A 17153-nucleotide genomic window follows, 5' to 3' on the forward strand; every position below is an offset into this window, starting at 1 on the left:
TCGGGGCCGGCCCCGTTCATCTTCTGCGTGTTCAACAACCAGGACCTCAACCAGGTCACCTGGGAGCAGCGCGCCATGGCCGGCGACCCCAAGTACCCCGGCTCCCAGGACATCCCCGACGTTCCCTACGCCGCCTACGCCGAACTCGTGGGACTGAAGGGCATCCACTGCGACAAGCCGAAGAAGGTGGGTGCGGCCTGGGACGAGGCGCTGGCCTCGGACCGGCCCGTGGTGCTGGAGTTCAAGGTGGACGCGGAGATCGCGCCGATCCCGCCGCACATCATGCTGGAGCAGGGCAAGAAGGCCGCCAAGGCCGCCGTGCACGACCCCGAGCGTGCCGGCATCGTCGCCAAGGGCGTGCGCCAGAAGCTCACCGAGTACGCCGAGCACCTGCCCGGGCGTCACTGATGCCGGACCGGCACGACGACGCCGGACGGCCCGCGGTGGGGCCGTCGATCTCGTCGACGGCCCCGCCGCGGCCTGCCTCCAGTCCGACGCCACCCGGTGCGGGCGTGTCACGGGCGTCCCGAAGACCGCCGGGCTGCCGGCCGCCCGGCGTCTCGGCCTGCCCGCAGACGGCGACACCTGGAGCACCTCCACGGGCACGTGCGCATCGAGCGCCTGCTGTTCGACGCGCACGTGGCCGCCCGCCGGCGGAGACCTCTCAGGGATCCATGCGCTGCCGCTGTTGCATCTGCTCGTTGTGCCAGGCGATCGCGCGGCGGATCTGCGGCTCGTGCAGGCCCGTCCGGCACGCGAGCTGATCCATGGAGAGCGCCGGCGGCCCCGTGGTCAGCGCACGGGTCAGTTTCGCCGCCCAGAGCTCCTCCTGCACGAAGGGACGGTCCTGATAGCCGCCCTTCACCACGTCGAAGTGGTCGTCGCAGCACGCGGTGATGAGTCGCAGCCCGTCGAACCATTCATCGGTGGCGTGCGCGGAGGAGGAGTCCGGCACATATCCGCGCACGGCCTCGTTCTCGGGAAACACCTTGGCGCACAGATCACACAGCTCCACGGGAACGGCCCGCGCGGTCCGGCGGCCCTTCCTGCGCTTACGGTTCCACATCGCGCCTCCTGGAATCACCGTCCAGCAGCGTCGACGCCGTATGCCGTGTCGGGCCGGCGTCCGTGATTCCGGAGTTACCCGGCGGGAACGGGGCAAACGCTCCGCAGGCCCTGTCCAGGTCAGGCGGACCGGCAGCTCGAGAAGGTCGTTCCGCGTGACCACCGGCTTGTTGCGCAGCTCGGACACCGGCACCGCCCGGCCCGGCCCGGCCCGGGGGAGCGCGCGCAGAGCGCGGGGAGCGCCGGACCGGCCTCGAGACGGGACAGGGCCGCGCCGGGGCGGACGTGCGGACCGTGCCCGAAGGCGAGGCGCCGGTTTCGCGAGGTGCGGGTGACGTCGAACGCGCCCGCCGCCGGACCGTGCGCTCCCTCGTCCCGGCCCGGTGCCCCGTACGACACGATCAGCGCGTCCCCGGCCGGTAGCACTCCGCCGCCGACCGGGACGCCCTCGGCCGCGGAGCGGATCAGGACGCGCGAGGTCGGGGACGAGTACCGCAGTCTCTCTTCGACCGCCGCGGACCGGTCCGTCTCGTCGGGCGGCATCAGGGCTCGCTGCCCCGGGCGCGCGGACGGGCTGACGACGGCATCGACGATCAGCGGGGTCGTCGTCTCGTGGCCCGCGGCGACCACCAGCTGGAGCGTGGAGACGGTCTCCTCGTCCGTGCTGTGCTCAACGTGCTTTCCGTGTAAGGGGGTTGGTGATCGTCGAAAGAGGGTGGAGTCAGGGCAGGGTGCCTCGTTCGCAGACCCGGCGGGCGACGTCGCGGAGTTTGACGTTGTGGTCCTGGGAGTAGCGGCGCAGCGCGGCGAAGGCCTGCTCCTCGGTGAGGCGGCGACTGCCCATCAGGATGCCCATGGCCTCACCGATGGTGTGCCGGGTGCCGATGGCCTCCTGCAACTGGGCCTGGGTGCGGGCGCTGGAGAAGGCGACCGCGGCGTGGGAGGCCAGCAGCCAGCCGGCGGTCTCACTGGCCTCGGTGAACGCGCCGGGCCGGCGGGAGTAGAAGTTCAGCGCGCCGAGGTCCTCGTCCTCGGTGAACAGCAGGATGCCCATCATGCTGCCCAGGCCCAGCTTGCGGGCCTCGGGCACGTATGCGGGCCAGCGCCGCGCCTCGTCGGTGAAGTCGGCGATCCGGAACTGCCGCTCCCCCTCGGAGGTGCGCGCGGCGTCGAAGCAGGGACCCTCCCCGACGCGTTCCTGAAGCCGGTCGCTGTCGGTCACCATCTGATCGGTGGGGGCGAGGGACTGCACCCGTCTGCCGCGCAGAAGGAGGATGCCGGCGGCGTCGCAGCCCTCGACCAGCTCGGTGGCCGAGCCGGTGATCCGCTCCAGGGTGTCGTGCACGGACTCCTGGGCCAGCAGATCCCGCGCCAGTGAGGCCATCTTCTCGGCGAACGTTCGCCAGTCCATCCCGTCCTCCCGTTCCGCCGGGACGCCGCGTCACTGCACCGCACCGGCCCTCTAGGAGTGCCCGAGGACGAACGGATGCAAAAGCGCCGGAAGCCGTGCACGTGGGCACGCCCGTCACGAGCGTCGGCGAGCCCGGCACCTCCTCGGAGGACCTGATCGCCGGGCGGACCGTCCCGGTGTTCAGGAGCCGCCGGGACGGAGCCGGTCGGCGGCGCCGGGCGGCTGGATCCGCAGGCCGGGACGGCGCCGGTGGACCGTCAGGTACGTCACCCCGTCGGGCCCGGCCTGGACGGCGCGCGTCGAACCGTGCGGCAGCCAGGTCAGGAGCCCCGGCCGCAGCGGGCGGTCGCCGTCGGTGCACACGAGGGTGGCCGCCCCGTCGAGGACGAGCAGCAGGACGTCGAGGTCCGGCTCGGTGTGCGTGCCGACCCGCCCGGACGCGGGGACGCGGACGACGTTGGCGTCCAGCTGCCGACCCGGTTCCGAGAGCCGCCACAGGGCGCCGGCCCGTGCCTCCTCGGCGCGGGCCAGGAGCTCCGCGGTGTCGCACAGGACCCGGGGGAGAGGCGTCCCCCCGGCCGGGGCGGGGGAGCCGCCGCCTTCCGCTGTCATCGGATGTCACCGTCCGCCGTGTCCGACCGCGGCTGCCCGCCGCCCGGTTGAGCGGCCGTCCTGGCACGGCCCGCCGAGTGACACACTCCACAGGGCTCCGACCGCAGGTAAAGGGGAATCTAACATGCGTATTTGTTAAGGTCCGGGCGTGCGGCTGACGAAGTTCACCGACCTGGCGCTGCGTTCCGTGATGCGCCTGGCGGTCGTGAAGGACGGCGACGACCCCCTCGCCACCCGTGAGGTGGCCGAGGTCATCGGCGTGCCGTACACGCACGCCGCGAAGGCCATCACCCGCCTCCAGCACCTCGGTGTGGTGGAGGCCCGACGTGGCCGTGGCGGCGGACTCACGCTGACCGACCTGGGGCGGCGCGCCTCGGTCGGCTGGCTGGTCCGGGAGCTGGAGGGCGACGGCGAGGTCGTCGCCTGCGAGGGTGAGGCGCCGTGCCCGCTGCGCGGGGCCTGCCGACTGCGGGGCGCCCTGCGCGCCGCCCAGGAGGCGTTCTACGGCGCGCTCGACCCGCTGACCGTCGCCGACCTGGTGGCCTCGCCGACCGGCCCGGTCCTGGTCGGTCTGACGGTTCGTCCGCCCGGCTGACGCGCGGGCGGCACGGCGCGGTGCCGGCCTGTGGCTCAAAACACGAAAATAATCTACCGATTAAGGAGTCGTTGTGCTCTCCGAACAGTCAGTCCCCGTGGTCCGGGCCACCCTTCCGGCGGTCGGAGCGGCCATCGGCGACATCACCGAGCTGTTCTACCGGAAGCTCTTCGACGCCCACCCCGAGCTGCTGAGGGACCTGTTCAACCGGGGCAACCAGGCCAGCGGGGAGCAGCAGAAGGCACTGGCCGGGTCCATCGCGGCGTTCGCCGGCATGCTGCTGGAGCGCCCCGACGCCCGCCCCGACGCGATGCTCTCCCGGATCGCGCACAAGCACGCCTCCCTCGGCATCACCTCCGACCAGTACAAGATCGTCCACCACCACCTGTTCGCGGCGATCGCGGAGGTCCTCGGCGACGCGGTCACCCCGGAGGTCGCCGCGGCCTGGGACGAGGTCTACTGGCTGATGGCCAACGCGCTCATCGCCATCGAGGCCCGTCTCTACCAGGAGACCGAGGTCGCCGAGGGACAGGTCTGGCGCCGCATGGAGATCGTCGAGCGGCGTGAGGAGAGCCCCGACGCCGTCTCCTTCGTGCTGCGTCCGGCCGACGACCGTCCCGTGCGGCCGTTCCGCCCGGGCCAGTACGTCAGCGTTCAGTCCGAACTGCCCGACGGCTCGCGACAGATACGCCAGTACAGCCTGTCCGCCGCGCCCGGCCGGTCCGACCGCCGGATCACCGTCAAGCGCGTCCAGGGCGGCGGACACCCGGACGGAGAGGTCTCGTCCTGGCTTCACGCCACCGCGCGCGAGGGCGATGTGCTCACCGTCTCCGAGCCGTTCGGCGACCTCGCGCTGGCCGAGGGCGACGGCCCGCTGCTGCTGGCCTCCGCCGGAATCGGCGTCACCCCCATGCTGGCCATGCTGGACCACCTGGCCGCCACCGGCAGCGGACGTCCGGTCACCGTCGTCCACGCCGACCGCACCCCCGCCGACCACGCCCACCGGCAGGAGCAGTCGGAGCTGGTGCGCGCGCTCCCGGACGCCCGGCTCCACCTGTGGTACGAGGAGCCCGGCGACCAGGCGCCGGAGGCGTCGGCCGGACGCGTCGACGTCGACAGCCTGGACCTGCCCGAGGGACTCACGGTCTACCTGTGCGGCCCGGTGCCCTTCATGCGCGCCGTCCGCGGCGACCTGCTGCGCCGCGGGGTGCCCGCCGAGGCCGTCCACTACGAGGTCTTCGGCCCCGACCTCTGGCTCGGGCAGTAAGGAGAAGCGCCGGGCGAACCGGCGCCGGCGCGGTACGACCCGGCACTTCGGTGCCGTCCCGTACCGCACCGGGACCGCGCACCGGCCGGCGGCACCGGGTGCCGCCGGCCGGGCTCCGCCGTCACCACGCTCCTGCGGAACGGCGTTAGGCCGCTGCGGTGAAGGCGGTGGTGATGGCCGTGTCGGTCCGGGCGTGCACGACGAGGCGAGGGCCGGTCGCGTCGGCGTTGTTCTCCAGCAGCCGCCGGACGGGGGCGCTGTGGGTGACGACGCTCATCAGGACACCGAGGCGACCGCACCACTGATGGGCCCGGAGCACGGCACTGACCGTGGCACCGCTCGAGGCCTCGTCGGTCAGCACGATGACGACCGGAGCCGGCTGATGGGCGTCGACGAGAGCGGTGATGTGCGTGGACAGCGCGGCCCGCCCGTCGATTCCCGGATCCTGGTCCACCGTGATGACGAGGACTCCGTGCTCCAGGGTGTGGGACAGCATCGTGGTGGCCTCCGATCTGACGCCTGACGGCGAAGTGCCTTCAGTGAAAGTGCCCCGGGCCCGGTCCGCAATGCGCGCCGACGGCGACGCCCCCGACGGGGGTGGCACCGGCGCCCCCGCGCCCCGGCACCGGGTGCCCGGCGAGACATGCGACGCGGCCGTGCCACCGTGCCCGGGAGGGCCCGGCGGCCCCGTACCGCCGCCGCGTACGATCGTCCGGTCCGTCCCCGAACCGGCAAGGAGCCCCGACCGGTGCCCGCCCTCCTCCCCTCCCCCCGAACCGGGCCCCGTCTGCTGGACCTGGAGCGCCTGGCGCGCATGGAGGACGGCGAACAGTTGCACGCCCTGCTGTGGCGCCCCGGACCGGGCTGGCGGATGGCCGGCAGCGCCGTCCTCGGCGGCGGCATCGCCGACTGCGCGTGGGTCCTCAACGCCCAGGTGGCGCACGGCTATCGGCGTACCGACCCCGCCCGGCACCTCGCCGGCCTGGCCCTCGCCGCCGGGGCCGAGGGCCGGGGCATGGGCCTGATGACCGCCGCCGACGTCCGCGACCCCGGCCGAGCGCGGGACGGCGGCGCGGAAGCCGTCGTCACCGCGGGCGTCTCCGTGCGCGGCTGGGCGGCCGCACCGCAGGAGGACGGCACGGGGACACCCGGGCCGGGCACCATCAACATCGTCGCCGCCCTGCCGGTGGCCCTGAGCGACGCCGCCCTGGTCAACGCGGTCATCACGGCGACCGAGGCCAAGGTGCAGGCCCTGGTCGAAGCGGGCCTCGACTGCTCCGGAACCCCCACCGACGCCGTGTGCGTCGCCGCCCGCGCGCCGCGCCCCGGCACGGAGGTCCACGCCTTCGCCGGCCCCCGCTCCGAGTGGGGCGCCCGGCTGGCGCGGGCCGTCCACCGCGCCGTACTCGCCGCGCTGCCTCCCGCCGCACCCGGCTGAGCCGCAGCCCGGTCCCGAGTCCCCGGCGTCCTGCCCGACTTCGGCGGCCGGCGCCCGCCCCGAGCGGTTACGGGGAGGTCCTGCGCCGTACCGCCGCCGCGCGCAGGGCCGGCGCCGCGGCCGGCAGCACCCAGGCCACGGCGCAGTACGCCCACGCCGTCGCACCCCGCGCCACGCCGACGGCGCTCCAGACGGCCCACAGCGCGAGCACCACGCACAACGCCGTCCACGAGATGTCGGCGACGCGGTTGCGCAACTGCGCGCGCTGCCGCGTGCCGGGTTCCAGATCGCCGAGTCCGCCGTCGGCGGGCGCCTTCCGCCGGTTCACGCAGGGCTCCTTCGCCGGAGTACTCACGAGTGGACGTCGGGTACCCCTCGGGGACCCGGCAAGCGGTCCGGGCACAGGTGCGCGGGGGCGGCCCGCTCCGGCCGCCTCCGCGACTGTCCTCACGTACCGCTCAGCGCTGCCCGCTCTTCTCCAGCGCCTTGTCCAGGGCGGCCGCGAACCCGTTCGCCCACAGCTGGTTCACCCGGCTGCGCTCCGTGGAGTTGGGGTACGGGTTGGTGCAGGACGGGCCGGGGCCACCGCCCGACATCAACTCGCTGCACGGGCCGGAGTAGTGGTCGGGCAGGCCGAGCACGTGCCCCGTCTCGTGCGCGGTCACGCGGGTGGAGTCGTACTGCCGGTTCTGCGTGTAGTCGAGGAAGATGTAGCCGCTGCCGTGCCCGTCCGTCGAGGCGTACGAGCCGCGCGAGTCGTTGCCCTCGTAGTACGCGAAGTCCGCGCCGGAACTGCTCTCCTGAAGGCGCACGTTGGACACCGAGCTGTTCCAGATCTGGGCGCTGCGGGATATCTGGGTACGGAAGCTGGGAGCGTTTCTGGTGCTGTAGTAGACGGTGACGGCGGCCGTCGAGGACGGGGCGGCCGCCCGCTTCTTCGCGACGGACCTGACGACCGCCTCGAAGAACTCCTGATTGGCGCGGGCGTCTTCGCCCGACCCGGCCGAAGGCTCGTACCCGGCCTGTACCGCGGCGGCCCGGGGCTGGGGAGCGGCGGCCGTCCCGGCCGGGCCGGCGCCGAGCACGGCGGCGGTCAGGCCGAGACCGACCGCGGTGGACAGCAGGGGCAAGGTGATGCGCATCGATGACTCCTTGTGTGGGGGAGTGGGGAGAAGCCGTCACCGGTGAGTGTGAGGCGCCCATCAGCCCGCTGTGATGATGGCAACAGGCGATAGGCCCGGGCTATCGCCCAGGTTCTCCGGGAGCGCAGAACTCGCCCTGGTCCGCCGCGTTTTGTTCACCTGGCGCAACCCGGCTGTTCCGCTCTACGCTCCCCGTATGGAGCTCGAGGTGAGGCACCTTCGCGCGCTGTGCGCCATCGCCGACGCCGGCAGCCTGCACCGGGCGGCACGCCAACTGGGCGTCGCACAGCCCACGTTGAGCACCCAGCTGAGCCGCATCGAACAGGCCCTGGGCGGCCCGCTGTTCGTCCGGGAACGCACCGGATGCCGCCCCACCCCCCTCGGTCGCACCGTCCTCGGTCGCGCCCGCCCCCTGCTGGCCGACATGCGGACCCTCGTCCGCGAGGCCCGCTCCGCCGCGGCCGGCGGTGACAGCCGGCTGCGTGTCGGCTCCACCGCGAGCCGGGCCCTCGCCGGCTGGCTGCGCCGTCTCAGACGCCCCGGCCTGGAACCGACGCTCCAGATGGACGTCTCCGCCAACGCGCTGCTGCGCAGGGTCTGCGACGGCCAGCTCGACGTCGCCTTCGTGCACGAGGTGGAGGGCTGCCCGCTGCGCGTCCCCGAGGGCCTGCGGCTACGGGTCCTGGTCGAGCGCGAACCGCAGTTCGTCATGCTGCCCGCCGACCACCCGGCGGCGGCCCGCCCCGTCGTCCGCCTCACCGACCTCGCCGACGACCGGTGGATGGTCGATCCCACCGTCGACGGCGAATGGGACGGCGTGCACCGCATGCTGCGCGCCGTCGGCCTCGACCCGCGCGTCCTGCACGGCGACTACCACACCGCCGCCTCCCTCGTCGCGACCGGCGAAGCCGTCACCGTCTGTCAGCCCAGCTCCCTCTCCCGCCCCGACACGGCGGTACGACGCCTGTACGGCGACCCCCTCGGCGTGCGTCTGCTGCTGGCCGCGCGCACCCGGGCCGAACTGGACGCGGTCTACCCCGCACTGGAGGAGGCGTACTGGGAGGTGGCCCGCCAGTCCTCCGCGTACCGCGAGTGGCTGGAGGGCCGCCGGCCGCAGACCGTCGCCCCGTGCCCGCCGGTGACCGGCGCGGGGGTCGGCCGGGCGCGGTTCGTTCCCGTCCGCTGAACCGGACCATCCGGCCGTTCGAGTGTTTTCCCTCCCGAACCGGTATGACAACAGGGCCAAACGGTTACGGAGAGGAGCATGAGCTCTGCGCGACGACTTCCCCCACTGCGTTCGATGGCCGTGATGTGTGCCCTGGGCAGTTCCGTACTGCTGATGACGGCCTGTACCAATGCCGATACGACACGCTCGAGTGTCGCCGAGGCGGCACCGACCGGTTCCCCCTCCGGTTCCGCCTCCGTCTCCGAATCCGCTTCCTCCTCCGCCTCCCCCTCGATGAACGAGGACGAGGCCGAGCGCAAGGCCCTGGTCCCGATGGCCAAGGTGACCTGGGACAAGGCCGCCGACACCGCCGTCAAGGAGGTGTCCGGCAGCAAGCTGATCGACCTCGAACTGAAGAAGACCTCGTCCGAGGCGACCTCGGCCACGGGCTCGCCGATGCCGAGCACCCCGAACCCCGCCCCCAGCCAGGGCGCCCCCGAGTGGGAGGCCAAGGTCGCCGCCTCCGACGGCACCGTGCACCGGATCGACATCGACGCGGTCAGCGGAAAGGTCTTCCGCACCGAGGTCGAGTCGGACCAGGACTCCGACGACAAGAAGAAGATCACCGACCGGCTGGGCAAGGCCACCCAGACCCCGCAGCAGGCGGTGAAGGCGGCCACCGGCAAGGCCAAGGGCACCGTCACCGGCGTCGAACTCGACGAGAACGACAACCAGCAGGTCATGTGGTCCGTCGATGTCGTCTCGACCGACAACTGGAACAAGACGACCGTCGACGTCGACGCGACGAACGGCAAGATCCTGCGCCAGCACGTCGACAGCGACTGAGCGCCTCCCCGACCAGCACTCCGGGAGCAGCGGGCCGCATCGCCCGGCTGCTCCCTTTCCTCGTGCCGTCCGTGTCGGACGGCCGCCTCGGCGGCCCGTGTCCCCTCACCCCGCGTCCGGCCCGGCAGGGTCAGCGCGGCGAGGAAGCCGCAGACCGCGGCGAAGAGACAAAAACCCCACGGGTGACCGATCCCCGAGGAGGTCAGGGCACCGGTGACCGACGGGCCGGCGCCGACGGCCGGCGTCCGGCGGCTGTACGAGCCGCTGCGGCGTGCCCTCGCCGACACCGGGACCCACTCGATCGAGGTGGCGCTGTACGCGCCCGCCGCGGGTCCTCGCGCGGCCCGGCACAGCGATGGCCCGTGCGGTTCACGGCCGAGGTGCCGGGCGAGCAGGCGAGTGCGGCCCGACTCCCCTCGGCAGCGGCCCGGTGACACTCCCCCGGGACAGCACCGCGGGGTCTCGGCCGGGTTCTCCACCGGCAGGCGGGCGCGGTGGGTGTTTGCCGCCCCGGTGACAGGCAAGGCGGTGTCCATGAGCGATCCGAACAAGGACACCAACCAGAAGTCCGACACCACCCGGACTGCGACCGAGTCCAAAGCCCGCGCCGCCGCCGACCGGGCGACCGCCCCCGCCTCGCGGACCGCGAAGGCCGCCACCGGCAAGGCCGCTGATGCCTCGTCAGCGGCCAGGGCGGGGGCCGAACGCTCGGCACAGGCCGCGGCCGGAGCGGTGCAGACGGCGGCCAAGGGCGTCGAGGCCGGGCGCCAGGCGGTCATCACCACCTCGGGGCACGTCGCCACCACGGCGAGGACGGCGTGGACGGTCCTCGCCCAGCGCAGGCTCGTCGCGGCCGGCGTGGGCGCCGGTCTGACCGCGCTGAGCGCCGCCTCGTACGCCATGGGCCGCCGCGCGGGACGCCACACGCACGGCCCCCTCACCCGGCTCACCGGCGGCCGCATCTGACGCCCCGTCGCACGGCGTGCCGGGAGCGGAGGCCACGTCCGCCCGCGCACGGGAACGGGCGGGGCGGCCCGCCGGGAACACCGGGTGACCGGCACCGCGGTCGGGGCGACGCCCGGTCACTTCGGCGCCCGGCCGTGCCCGTCCCGCCCGGGCGCCGTTGCCGGCGCGCCCGGGCGGGACGGGCACGGCCGGTTCCGGCACCTGCCGCACCACCGCCTCGACCACGACGTGCGCACCGCCCTCGGGCGGAAGGCCGGTCGCCGCTCCCCGGACAGGGGAAGATAGGACCCGAGCGAATGCATGACCGATGCGGAGGAGTGGGCGCATGCAGCACGACCGTGCCGGCCGGCCGGCCGAACCCGAGGACCTGATCGACGTCGCCAGGCTGGTGACGTCCTACTACGCCCTGCACCCGGACCCCGCCGAGCCCGGGCAACGGGTCGCCTTCGGCACGTCCGGGCACCGCGGATCGTCCCTGGCGACAGCGTTCAACGAGGACCACATCGCCGCGACCAGCCAGGCCATCTGCGAGTACCGCGCGAACCAGGGCACCACCGGCCCGCTCTTCCTCGGCGCCGACACCCACGCCCTGTCGGAACCGGCGAGGATCACCGCGCTGGAGGTGTTCGCGGCCAACGACGTCACCGTCCTCATCGACACCGCGGACGGCTACACCCCCACCCCGGCCGTCTCCCACGCCATCCTCACCCACAACCGGGGCCGCACCTCGGGCCTCGCCGACGGCGTGGTCGTGACCCCCTCGCACAACCCGCCCGCTGACGGCGGCTTCAAGTACAACCCGCCGAACGGCGGCCCGGCGGGCTCGGACGCCACCTCCTGGATCCAGGACCGGGCCAACGAGATCATCGCGGCCGGCCTGAAGGACGTCCGGCGCGTCCCCTACGCGCGCGCCCTCGCCGCGCCCGGCACCGGCCGCTACGACTTCCTCGGCGCGTACGTCTCCGACCTGCCGAGCGTCCTGGACCTCGACGCGATCCGCTCCGCCGGGGTGCGCATCGGCGCCGACCCGCTGGGCGGAGCCTCCGTGGCGTACTGGGGGCGGATCGCCGAGCAGCACCGCCTCGACCTGACCGTGGTCAATCCGCTGACCGATCCCACCTGGCGGTTCATGACGCTGGACTGGGACGGCAAGATCCGCATGGACTGCTCGTCGCCGCACGCGATGGCCTCCCTCATCGAGCAGCGCGACCGCTTCACCATCGCGACGGGCAACGACGCCGACGCCGACCGGCACGGCATCGTCACCCCCGACGGCGGCCTGATGAACCCCAACCACTACCTGGCCACCGCCATCGACTACCTGTACGCCCACCGCACCGAGTGGCCCGCCGACGCGGGCGTGGGCAAGACGCTGGTGTCCTCCGGCATGATCGACCGGGTCGCCGCGGACCTCGGCCGACGGCTGGTCGAGGTGCCCGTCGGATTCAAGTGGTTCGTGGACGGCCTGGTCGGCGGCACGCTCGGCTTCGGCGGCGAGGAGTCCGCCGGCGCCTCCTTCCTGCGCCGGGACGGCTCCGTGTGGACCACGGACAAGGACGGCATCATCCTGGCCCTGCTCGCCTCCGAGATCACCGCCGTCACCGGCAGGACCCCGTCCGAGCACTACGCCGCGCTCACCGCCCGCTTCGGCGAGCCCGCCTACGCCCGCATCGACGCCCCCGCCACCCGCGAGGAGAAGGCCCGTCTGGCGAAGCTGTCCCCGGCCCAGGTCACCGCCGACACCCTCGCGGGCGAACCGGTCACCGCCGTGCTCACCGAGGCGCCGGGCAACGGCGCGGCCATCGGCGGCATCAAGGTGACCACGGAGAACGCCTGGTTCGCGGCGCGTCCCTCGGGCACCGAGGACGTCTACAAGATCTACGGCGAGTCGTTCCTCGGCCCGGACCACCTCCGACAGGTGCAGGACGAGGCCAAGCTCGTCGTCCTCGGCGCCCTGGGCGGCTGACGCCCGCGCCCCGGCCCCGGGCCGGTTCTCTTCGGGACCGGCCCGGGGGAGTACCACCACCGGGCCGCTCATGAGGACACGAGGGACGCTCCGGGCGTCCCGATGCCGGCCGTGCCCGGTGTTTCCCGGATTCGTGGGTAGACGGGCTGGCGTAACGGTCAAGGCTCAGGAAGAGGGCGGATCGGATGAACGGGGCTGCCCACCACGGGGACCGGCTCGCAAAGACGCCGGTCAGGATTTCGGCGCAGTACGAGGGCGGTCCCGGTGACATCGCCCGGGGCCGCGAGCTGGCCCGGGGTTTCCTGGCGCGTTCGCGGGCGGCCCGCGGGGTCGCGGTGTCCGACCGGACGGTGGACGTGGTGCAGCTCGTGGTCAGCGAGCTGCTGACGAACGCCTGCAAGTACGCGCCCGGGCCGTCCCTGGTCGACCTGGAGCTGGCCGAGGACCGGGTGGAGGTGTCCGTGTGGGACAGCGCCCCGGTGCTGCCCGTGCCCGCGGCCTCGGATCCCGGACGGATCGGCCGGCACGGGCTGGAGATCGTCATGGCGGTCTGCCAGACGTTCGAGGTGCACAGAGAACCGGTCGGCAAGCGCACGACGGCCGTCGTGCGGCTCACCGACGGGTGAGGGCCGGCCGCGCCCCCCCGGGGGGCCTGAGCGGCCGAGGCGGACCGGCCCGCCCGGGGACCGCCCTCCGTCACCCGCCGGAGCACGGGAGCCGGTACAGCACACTCCGGCGCAGGGGCCCTTCGGGCACGCCCGGATCGTCGAAGTCGTCGGCCGGATCGCGGGTCATGCCCAGGCGGCGCATCACGGCCCGCGAACGGTGGTTGGCAGCCGCCGTGATCGCGAGGACCTCCGTCAGGCCGAGCTCCTCGAAGGCGAAGGCCGTCACGGCACGGGCGGCCTCGGTGGCGTAGCCGTGCCCCCAGGCGGGACGGGCCAGCCGCCAGCCGGCCTCGATCCCGGTGAACGGCATGCCGTCCTCGACCGGATCGAGCCCCGTGAACCCGATGAACTCACCGGTGGCCGCGACCTCCACCGCCCACCACCCCCAGCCCCGCCGCTCGAGGTCGCTCTGGAAACCGGCCGCGGACGCCTCGCTCTCCTCCCGCGTGAGCACCCCGGGGAAGTACGCGCGGACCACCGGGTCGGCGTTCATGGCCGCCCACGGCGCCAGGTCGGACCCCCGCCACTCGCGGAGCACAAGACGGTCGGTACGCAGCTCGGGCATCACGTCACCGTAGCGGCGTCGCGCCCGCGGAGCGACCGGATAAGGGCTCGCCCGGGCACTGTCCGGTGGCCGGGCGGCGTTCCCTCCATCGGCCGCCTCCGGGGCGGTTCACCGGCGTCCTCTGAGGGAACCTGGCGGGACGGACGGCATCGGAAGGCTGTGAGGGTCGTGACGTCACGCTGGGCGGGCCACCGGGAGGGCGACGAGCCAGGACACGACGGGGCGGACGGAGTCCCGGAGCCCGGCTTCGCCCGCGCCGTCCTCCGCGACCTCGGCGCCGGCGTCCTCACCCTCGACCCGTCCGGCCGCATCACCTCGGCGAACCCGTGGGCCGAGCGGCTGCTGGGGCGGTCGGCGGCGGAGATGACCGGGCACGACGCGCACGACCTGCTGCACCGGTACGCCGACGGCAGCCCCGTCCCCCGGGAACGGTGCGGGCTGCGCAGCCCCCTGAGCGGGGCACCGGCCGAGGAGGGCAGCGAGGAGTACTTCCAGCGGGCCGACGGCAGCACGGTGCCGATCATCTGGGCGTCCACCCCCCTGTTCACGGACGACCACCAGGAAGGGCTGGTGCTCGTCTTCCACGACTTCAGCCTGCACCGCAGCGGCACCGAGGAGGCGCACGCCCGCGCCGCGGCCCTGGAGACCCTCACCGCCCAGCTGCACCTGGTGGCCGAGATCTCGACGGTGCTGGTCCCCACCGAGCGCACCCCCGTCACCCTCCGCCGCCTCCTGCGGCTGCTGGTGCCGGAACTCGGCGAGTGGGCCGCCGTCGACGTCCATCCGGGGCAGCAGGGTGTGCTGGAACGGCTCACCGTCCGCAGCAGCACCCGCCCGCAGCGGGCCCGGCGGCTGCGGGGGCCGCTCGCCCCGCTGCCGGACCCGTCCCGTGCGGCGCTGGCACGGCTGGTCAACGGCGACCGCCCCGTCCAGCTGACCGCCGAGGAGCTGCTCCACGACCCGCCGGCCCCCCTCGCGGCCACCCATCGGGCCCTGTTCGAACAGCTCGGCGGCCACACCGCCGTCGTCGTCCCCCTCCGCACCCGGCAGCGGTCCTACGGAATCCTGACCGTGGCCCGCGCCGGGGACTCGCCCGCCCACACCGAGGCCGAGGTCGCCCTGCTCGCCGACATCGGCCGCCGCGTCGGACTGGTCATGGACAACGCCCGGCTCTACCACGAGCAGCAGAACGTCGCCGAGACCATGCAACGCCAGTTGCTCACGCCTCTCCCGCAGGTCGACCACATCCGCATGGCCGCCCGTTACTGGCCCGCCGAGAGCGCCATGGAGATCGGCGGCGACTGGTACGACGCCTTCCTGCTCGCCGACGGGGTGATGGCCCTGGTCATCGGGGACGTCGTCGGGCACGACCTGCAGGCCGCCGCCCACATGGCGGAGGTGCGCAACATGCTCCGCGCCCTGGCCTGGGACCACCAGGAGCCGCCCAGTGTGATCATGCGCCGTCTCGACGAGGCCGTGACCAACACCAGCGACGCCCCCATGGCCACGCTCGTCTTCGCCCGTGTCGAGGGCCCCGAGGGCGGACCGTGGCAGTTCCACTGGGTCAACGCCGGTCATCCACCGCCCCTGCTGATCACGTCCGACGGCGGGACCCGCTACCTGGAGGGCGGCCACGGCCCGCTGATCGGCATGAGCGAGACCCTGAGCCTCGGCCTGGAATGGCCCGACGCCCGCGAGGAACTACCTCCGGAGAGCATCCTCCTGCTCTACACCGACGGTCTGGTGGAGAGCCGTGAGCGTCCGATCGACCTCGGCATGGCCAAGCTGCGCCACCACGCCGGCGTCCTGGCCCGCCGGCTGGGGGAGCGGACCGTCGACGACTTCTGCGACGAACTGCTGACACGCATCGCGCCGCGCGGCGACGACGTGGCCCTGCTCGCGCTGCGCCTGCCCGCCGAGGGTGTCGGTGCCGCCGGCGACACGGCGCCGCCCCCGCCGCCCCAGTCCCCGCGCAGCGAGGCCGCCCCCGACCGCGCCGCCCCCGGCTCCCGCCATGAGCACCCCGAGGTCACGGACCCGACCAGCGGCGACCCGGAGGACTAGGCGGGGCCCTCCGACGAGGAGGAACGGGGCACCACCCTCTCCGCACCGTGGGGCCGATGGATGACGATCACGCCGCCCGCCGGGTCCGCGCGTGTTCGCGGGCGTCGGCGAGGGCTCCTGGGTGCGGCCGACGAGCCAGATCCGCTGGTCGCACGGGATGTCCGCCGGACCGGCGGCCACCGCACGAAGCGGTCCAGGACGCGGCGCGGCGTCCGCGTCACCGCGTGGTCGACGCGCCGCCCCGCTGTCGCACCGGGCCCGTCATCCCCCGTGCCTCGGCGAGGCGGTGGCGGGCCGTCGACTCGCTGGACACGACTACGGCCGCTGGGCGCCGGTGCGGTGCCGGGGTCCGGGCCGCCCCGCGAGGACCACGAGCGACACGCTCTCCCGGGGCGAGGGCGTCGTGGACGGCACACACCGCCCGCTCCCGTTCGTCCGCGGCCCCTGACACCGGTGCGCCTGGACGTATCGGCCTGAGACCGTTCCAACTCGATGGCCACCCGTACCTGTTCGCTCCTCCGTACGACCAGCGAGCGCGCCCGCAGCCCGATCAGCAGGCTCGCGGTCACGCCCGCCACATCGGGCAGCGCCGCCGTCCGGCCCGACGGATCCCGTGCCGCCGCCTCGGCCGCCTGCCCGCCCGTGCCACCCGAACGGGTGGAGATCCGTATCTGTCCGGTGGGCCTTCGCTCCGGGCGCCCCTCGGTCGCCATGGCCTCGGCCCGGCCGGCCTCGCCGACGAGGCGGCCCGCCGCGCTCGTGCTCTTCATTCCGACGGCCGTGTGGTCACCGGACGCGGCATCACGAACAGGAGCCGGCCGACAGCGGCCGTCAGGGGGCGCCGTGCGCTCCAGTGCGCCGTACGCGCAGTCATATGAATTTCCGGTCGGATCCCCTTGCAGCAAAAGGAAGTTGACGGACAGGGATGTCCGGCCGAACCCGCCGCACACCGAGCGGTGAGCGGCGACAGACCGGAGGACCCCGTGTCCTCCGGCCGCATGTCCCGTACCGATGGGGTTCACCCGGCTGAGCGCCTTGAGTGGTGGAAGCGGAGCGGCTGGCTGACGGTAAATCACGTCAGGGCCGGGTCACATCAGCTGACGAAGCACCAGCTGCCCGGTCGTGGCGGAAGGAATCTCAGATGCGATCTGCTCGCACTCTCCTGGCCACAGCGGCGGCTTCGACCGTCCTCGTCCTCGGCGCCCCCGGCGCCCACGCGGCCGGTGGTGACTGGGACCACGACGACTCTTCCTACAGCAAGGAGCAGGGCAACGGAGGCAAGCACGACGGGCCGCGAGGCGGAATGCACACGGGTGGCGGTGCGCTGACCTCGGTGAACAAGGGTGACTGGGGCGGTTCCGGCGACGACGGTGGTGAGAAGTC

17 protein-coding genes and 2 pseudogenes are annotated in these 17153 nt (G+C 73.6%); 11 read left to right on the forward strand and 8 right to left on the reverse strand.

Annotated elements, in window-relative coordinates; genetic code table 11:
- Positions 1-408, forward strand: a 408-nt coding sequence (locus tag ACIRFH_RS27685; RefSeq protein WP_403526317.1) for a thiamine pyrophosphate-dependent enzyme, incomplete at its 5' end; no start/stop codon positions are given.
- Positions 409-664: 256 nt separating this feature from the next.
- Here the strand turns inward: ACIRFH_RS27685 and ACIRFH_RS27690 are convergent.
- The 4 genes and pseudogenes from ACIRFH_RS27690 to ACIRFH_RS27705 form a co-directional block, all read right to left on the reverse strand.
- The gene (locus tag ACIRFH_RS27690) at positions 665-1066 is read right to left on the reverse strand and encodes a hypothetical protein (protein WP_403526554.1); all 402 of its coding nucleotides are present in this window, start codon (positions 1064-1066) and stop codon (positions 665-667) included.
- 120 nt (positions 1067-1186) lie between these two features.
- Positions 1187-1737, reverse strand: a pseudogene (locus tag ACIRFH_RS27695) (cytochrome P450); the annotation flags it as partial.
- A gap of 49 nt (positions 1738-1786) precedes the next feature.
- Entirely contained in the window at positions 1787-2476 is a 690-nt protein-coding gene (locus tag ACIRFH_RS27700; protein WP_403526320.1) for a GAF and ANTAR domain-containing protein, read from the reverse strand.
- A 180-nt stretch (positions 2477-2656) separates the two neighbouring features.
- Positions 2657-3088 carry a hypothetical protein gene (locus ACIRFH_RS27705; protein ID WP_403526322.1) on the reverse strand — a complete coding sequence of 144 codons (432 nt, stop codon included), beginning with the start codon at positions 3086-3088 and terminating at the stop codon, positions 2657-2659.
- A 148-nt stretch (positions 3089-3236) separates the two neighbouring features.
- Between ACIRFH_RS27705 and nsrR the strand changes: the two genes are divergently transcribed.
- Positions 3237-3683, forward strand: coding sequence for a nitric oxide-sensing transcriptional repressor NsrR (gene nsrR, locus ACIRFH_RS27710; RefSeq protein WP_403526325.1), 447 nt, complete (start codon positions 3237-3239; stop codon positions 3681-3683).
- A 73-nt stretch (positions 3684-3756) separates the two neighbouring features.
- On the forward strand, positions 3757-4950 hold the full coding sequence (locus ACIRFH_RS27715; RefSeq protein WP_403526328.1) for a globin domain-containing protein: 1194 nt from the start codon (positions 3757-3759) through the stop codon (positions 4948-4950).
- Between the two features lie 145 nt (positions 4951-5095).
- On the opposite strand, the gene ACIRFH_RS27720 is transcribed toward ACIRFH_RS27715, so the two are convergent.
- Positions 5096-5446, reverse strand: coding sequence for a hypothetical protein (locus ACIRFH_RS27720; protein WP_403526331.1), 351 nt, complete (start codon positions 5444-5446; stop codon positions 5096-5098).
- 252 nt (positions 5447-5698) lie between these two features.
- On the opposite strand from ACIRFH_RS27720, the gene ACIRFH_RS27725 reads away from it, so the two are divergent.
- Positions 5699-6388 (forward strand): adenosylcobinamide amidohydrolase, encoded by a 690-nt coding sequence (locus tag ACIRFH_RS27725; protein WP_403526334.1) that lies wholly within the window; start codon positions 5699-5701, stop codon positions 6386-6388.
- A gap of 67 nt (positions 6389-6455) precedes the next feature.
- On the opposite strand, the gene ACIRFH_RS27730 is transcribed toward ACIRFH_RS27725, so the two are convergent.
- Both ACIRFH_RS27730 and snpA read right to left on the reverse strand, forming a co-directional pair.
- The gene (locus ACIRFH_RS27730; RefSeq protein WP_403526338.1) at positions 6456-6716 is read right to left on the reverse strand and encodes a hypothetical protein; all 261 of its coding nucleotides are present in this window, start codon (positions 6714-6716) and stop codon (positions 6456-6458) included.
- A gap of 130 nt (positions 6717-6846) precedes the next feature.
- The gene (gene snpA, locus ACIRFH_RS27735) at positions 6847-7530 is read right to left on the reverse strand and encodes a snapalysin (protein ID WP_403526341.1); all 684 of its coding nucleotides are present in this window, start codon (positions 7528-7530) and stop codon (positions 6847-6849) included.
- A 196-nt stretch (positions 7531-7726) separates the two neighbouring features.
- On the opposite strand from snpA, the gene ACIRFH_RS27740 reads away from it, so the two are divergent.
- The 5 genes from ACIRFH_RS27740 (at position 7727) to ACIRFH_RS27760 (ending at position 13099) form a co-directional block, all read left to right on the forward strand.
- Entirely contained in the window at positions 7727-8716 is a 990-nt protein-coding gene (locus tag ACIRFH_RS27740) for a LysR substrate-binding domain-containing protein (protein ID WP_403526344.1), read from the forward strand.
- Between the two features lie 78 nt (positions 8717-8794).
- Positions 8795-9541 (forward strand): PepSY domain-containing protein, encoded by a 747-nt coding sequence (locus ACIRFH_RS27745; RefSeq protein WP_403526347.1) that lies wholly within the window; start codon positions 8795-8797, stop codon positions 9539-9541.
- Positions 9542-10075: 534 nt separating this feature from the next.
- Positions 10076-10507: a hypothetical protein gene (locus ACIRFH_RS27750; protein ID WP_403526350.1), complete on the forward strand. Its 432-nt coding sequence runs from the start codon at positions 10076-10078 to the stop codon at positions 10505-10507.
- Between the two features lie 325 nt (positions 10508-10832).
- A complete protein-coding gene (gene pgm / locus ACIRFH_RS27755) occupies positions 10833-12473 on the forward strand; it encodes a phosphoglucomutase (alpha-D-glucose-1,6-bisphosphate-dependent) (RefSeq protein ID WP_403526353.1) in 1641 nt (546 codons plus the stop codon).
- 185 nt (positions 12474-12658) lie between these two features.
- A complete protein-coding gene (locus ACIRFH_RS27760) occupies positions 12659-13099 on the forward strand; it encodes an ATP-binding protein (RefSeq protein WP_403526356.1) in 441 nt (146 codons plus the stop codon).
- Between the two features lie 70 nt (positions 13100-13169).
- Here the strand turns inward: ACIRFH_RS27760 and ACIRFH_RS27765 are convergent, their stop codons facing one another.
- Positions 13170-13706 carry a GNAT family N-acetyltransferase gene (locus tag ACIRFH_RS27765; RefSeq protein WP_403526359.1) on the reverse strand — a complete coding sequence of 179 codons (537 nt, stop codon included), beginning with the start codon at positions 13704-13706 and terminating at the stop codon, positions 13170-13172.
- Positions 13707-13874: 168 nt separating this feature from the next.
- Here ACIRFH_RS27765 and ACIRFH_RS27770 point away from each other — a divergent pair, with 168 nt between their 5' ends.
- Together ACIRFH_RS27770 and ACIRFH_RS27775 are read left to right on the forward strand one after the other, a co-directional pair.
- Positions 13875-15770 carry a SpoIIE family protein phosphatase gene (locus ACIRFH_RS27770; protein ID WP_403526362.1) on the forward strand — a complete coding sequence of 632 codons (1896 nt, stop codon included), beginning with the start codon at positions 13875-13877 and terminating at the stop codon, positions 15768-15770.
- Positions 15771-16911: 1141 nt separating this feature from the next.
- Positions 16912-17153, forward strand: a pseudogene (locus ACIRFH_RS27775) (hypothetical protein); the annotation flags it as partial.

This window comes from Streptomyces sp. NPDC093586, from assembly GCF_044764905.1.
Taxonomy (GTDB): domain Bacteria; phylum Actinomycetota; class Actinomycetes; order Streptomycetales; family Streptomycetaceae; genus Streptomyces.

Excerpts from the sequence above, each read along its gene's own strand:
- ACIRFH_RS27690 (WP_403526554.1), bottom strand. The coding sequence starts at position 1,066 with ATGTGGAACCGTAAGCGCAGGAAGGGCCGCCGGACCGCGCGGGCCGTT.
- ACIRFH_RS27700 (WP_403526320.1), bottom strand. The coding sequence starts at position 2,476 with ATGGACTGGCGAACGTTCGCCGAGAAGATGGCCTCACTGGCGCGGGAT.
- ACIRFH_RS27705 (WP_403526322.1), bottom strand. The coding sequence starts at position 3,088 with ATGACAGCGGAAGGCGGCGGCTCCCCCGCCCCGGCCGGGGGGACGCCT.
- ACIRFH_RS27720 (WP_403526331.1), bottom strand. The coding sequence starts at position 5,446 with ATGCTGTCCCACACCCTGGAGCACGGAGTCCTCGTCATCACGGTGGAC.
- snpA (WP_403526341.1), bottom strand. The coding sequence starts at position 7,530 with ATGCGCATCACCTTGCCCCTGCTGTCCACCGCGGTCGGTCTCGGCCTG.
- ACIRFH_RS27740 (WP_403526344.1), top strand. The coding sequence starts at position 7,727 with ATGGAGCTCGAGGTGAGGCACCTTCGCGCGCTGTGCGCCATCGCCGAC.
- ACIRFH_RS27745 (WP_403526347.1), top strand. The coding sequence starts at position 8,795 with ATGAGCTCTGCGCGACGACTTCCCCCACTGCGTTCGATGGCCGTGATG.
- ACIRFH_RS27750 (WP_403526350.1), top strand. The coding sequence starts at position 10,076 with ATGAGCGATCCGAACAAGGACACCAACCAGAAGTCCGACACCACCCGG.
- pgm (WP_403526353.1), top strand. The coding sequence starts at position 10,833 with ATGCAGCACGACCGTGCCGGCCGGCCGGCCGAACCCGAGGACCTGATC.
- ACIRFH_RS27760 (WP_403526356.1), top strand. The coding sequence starts at position 12,659 with ATGAACGGGGCTGCCCACCACGGGGACCGGCTCGCAAAGACGCCGGTC.
- ACIRFH_RS27765 (WP_403526359.1), bottom strand. The coding sequence starts at position 13,706 with ATGCCCGAGCTGCGTACCGACCGTCTTGTGCTCCGCGAGTGGCGGGGG.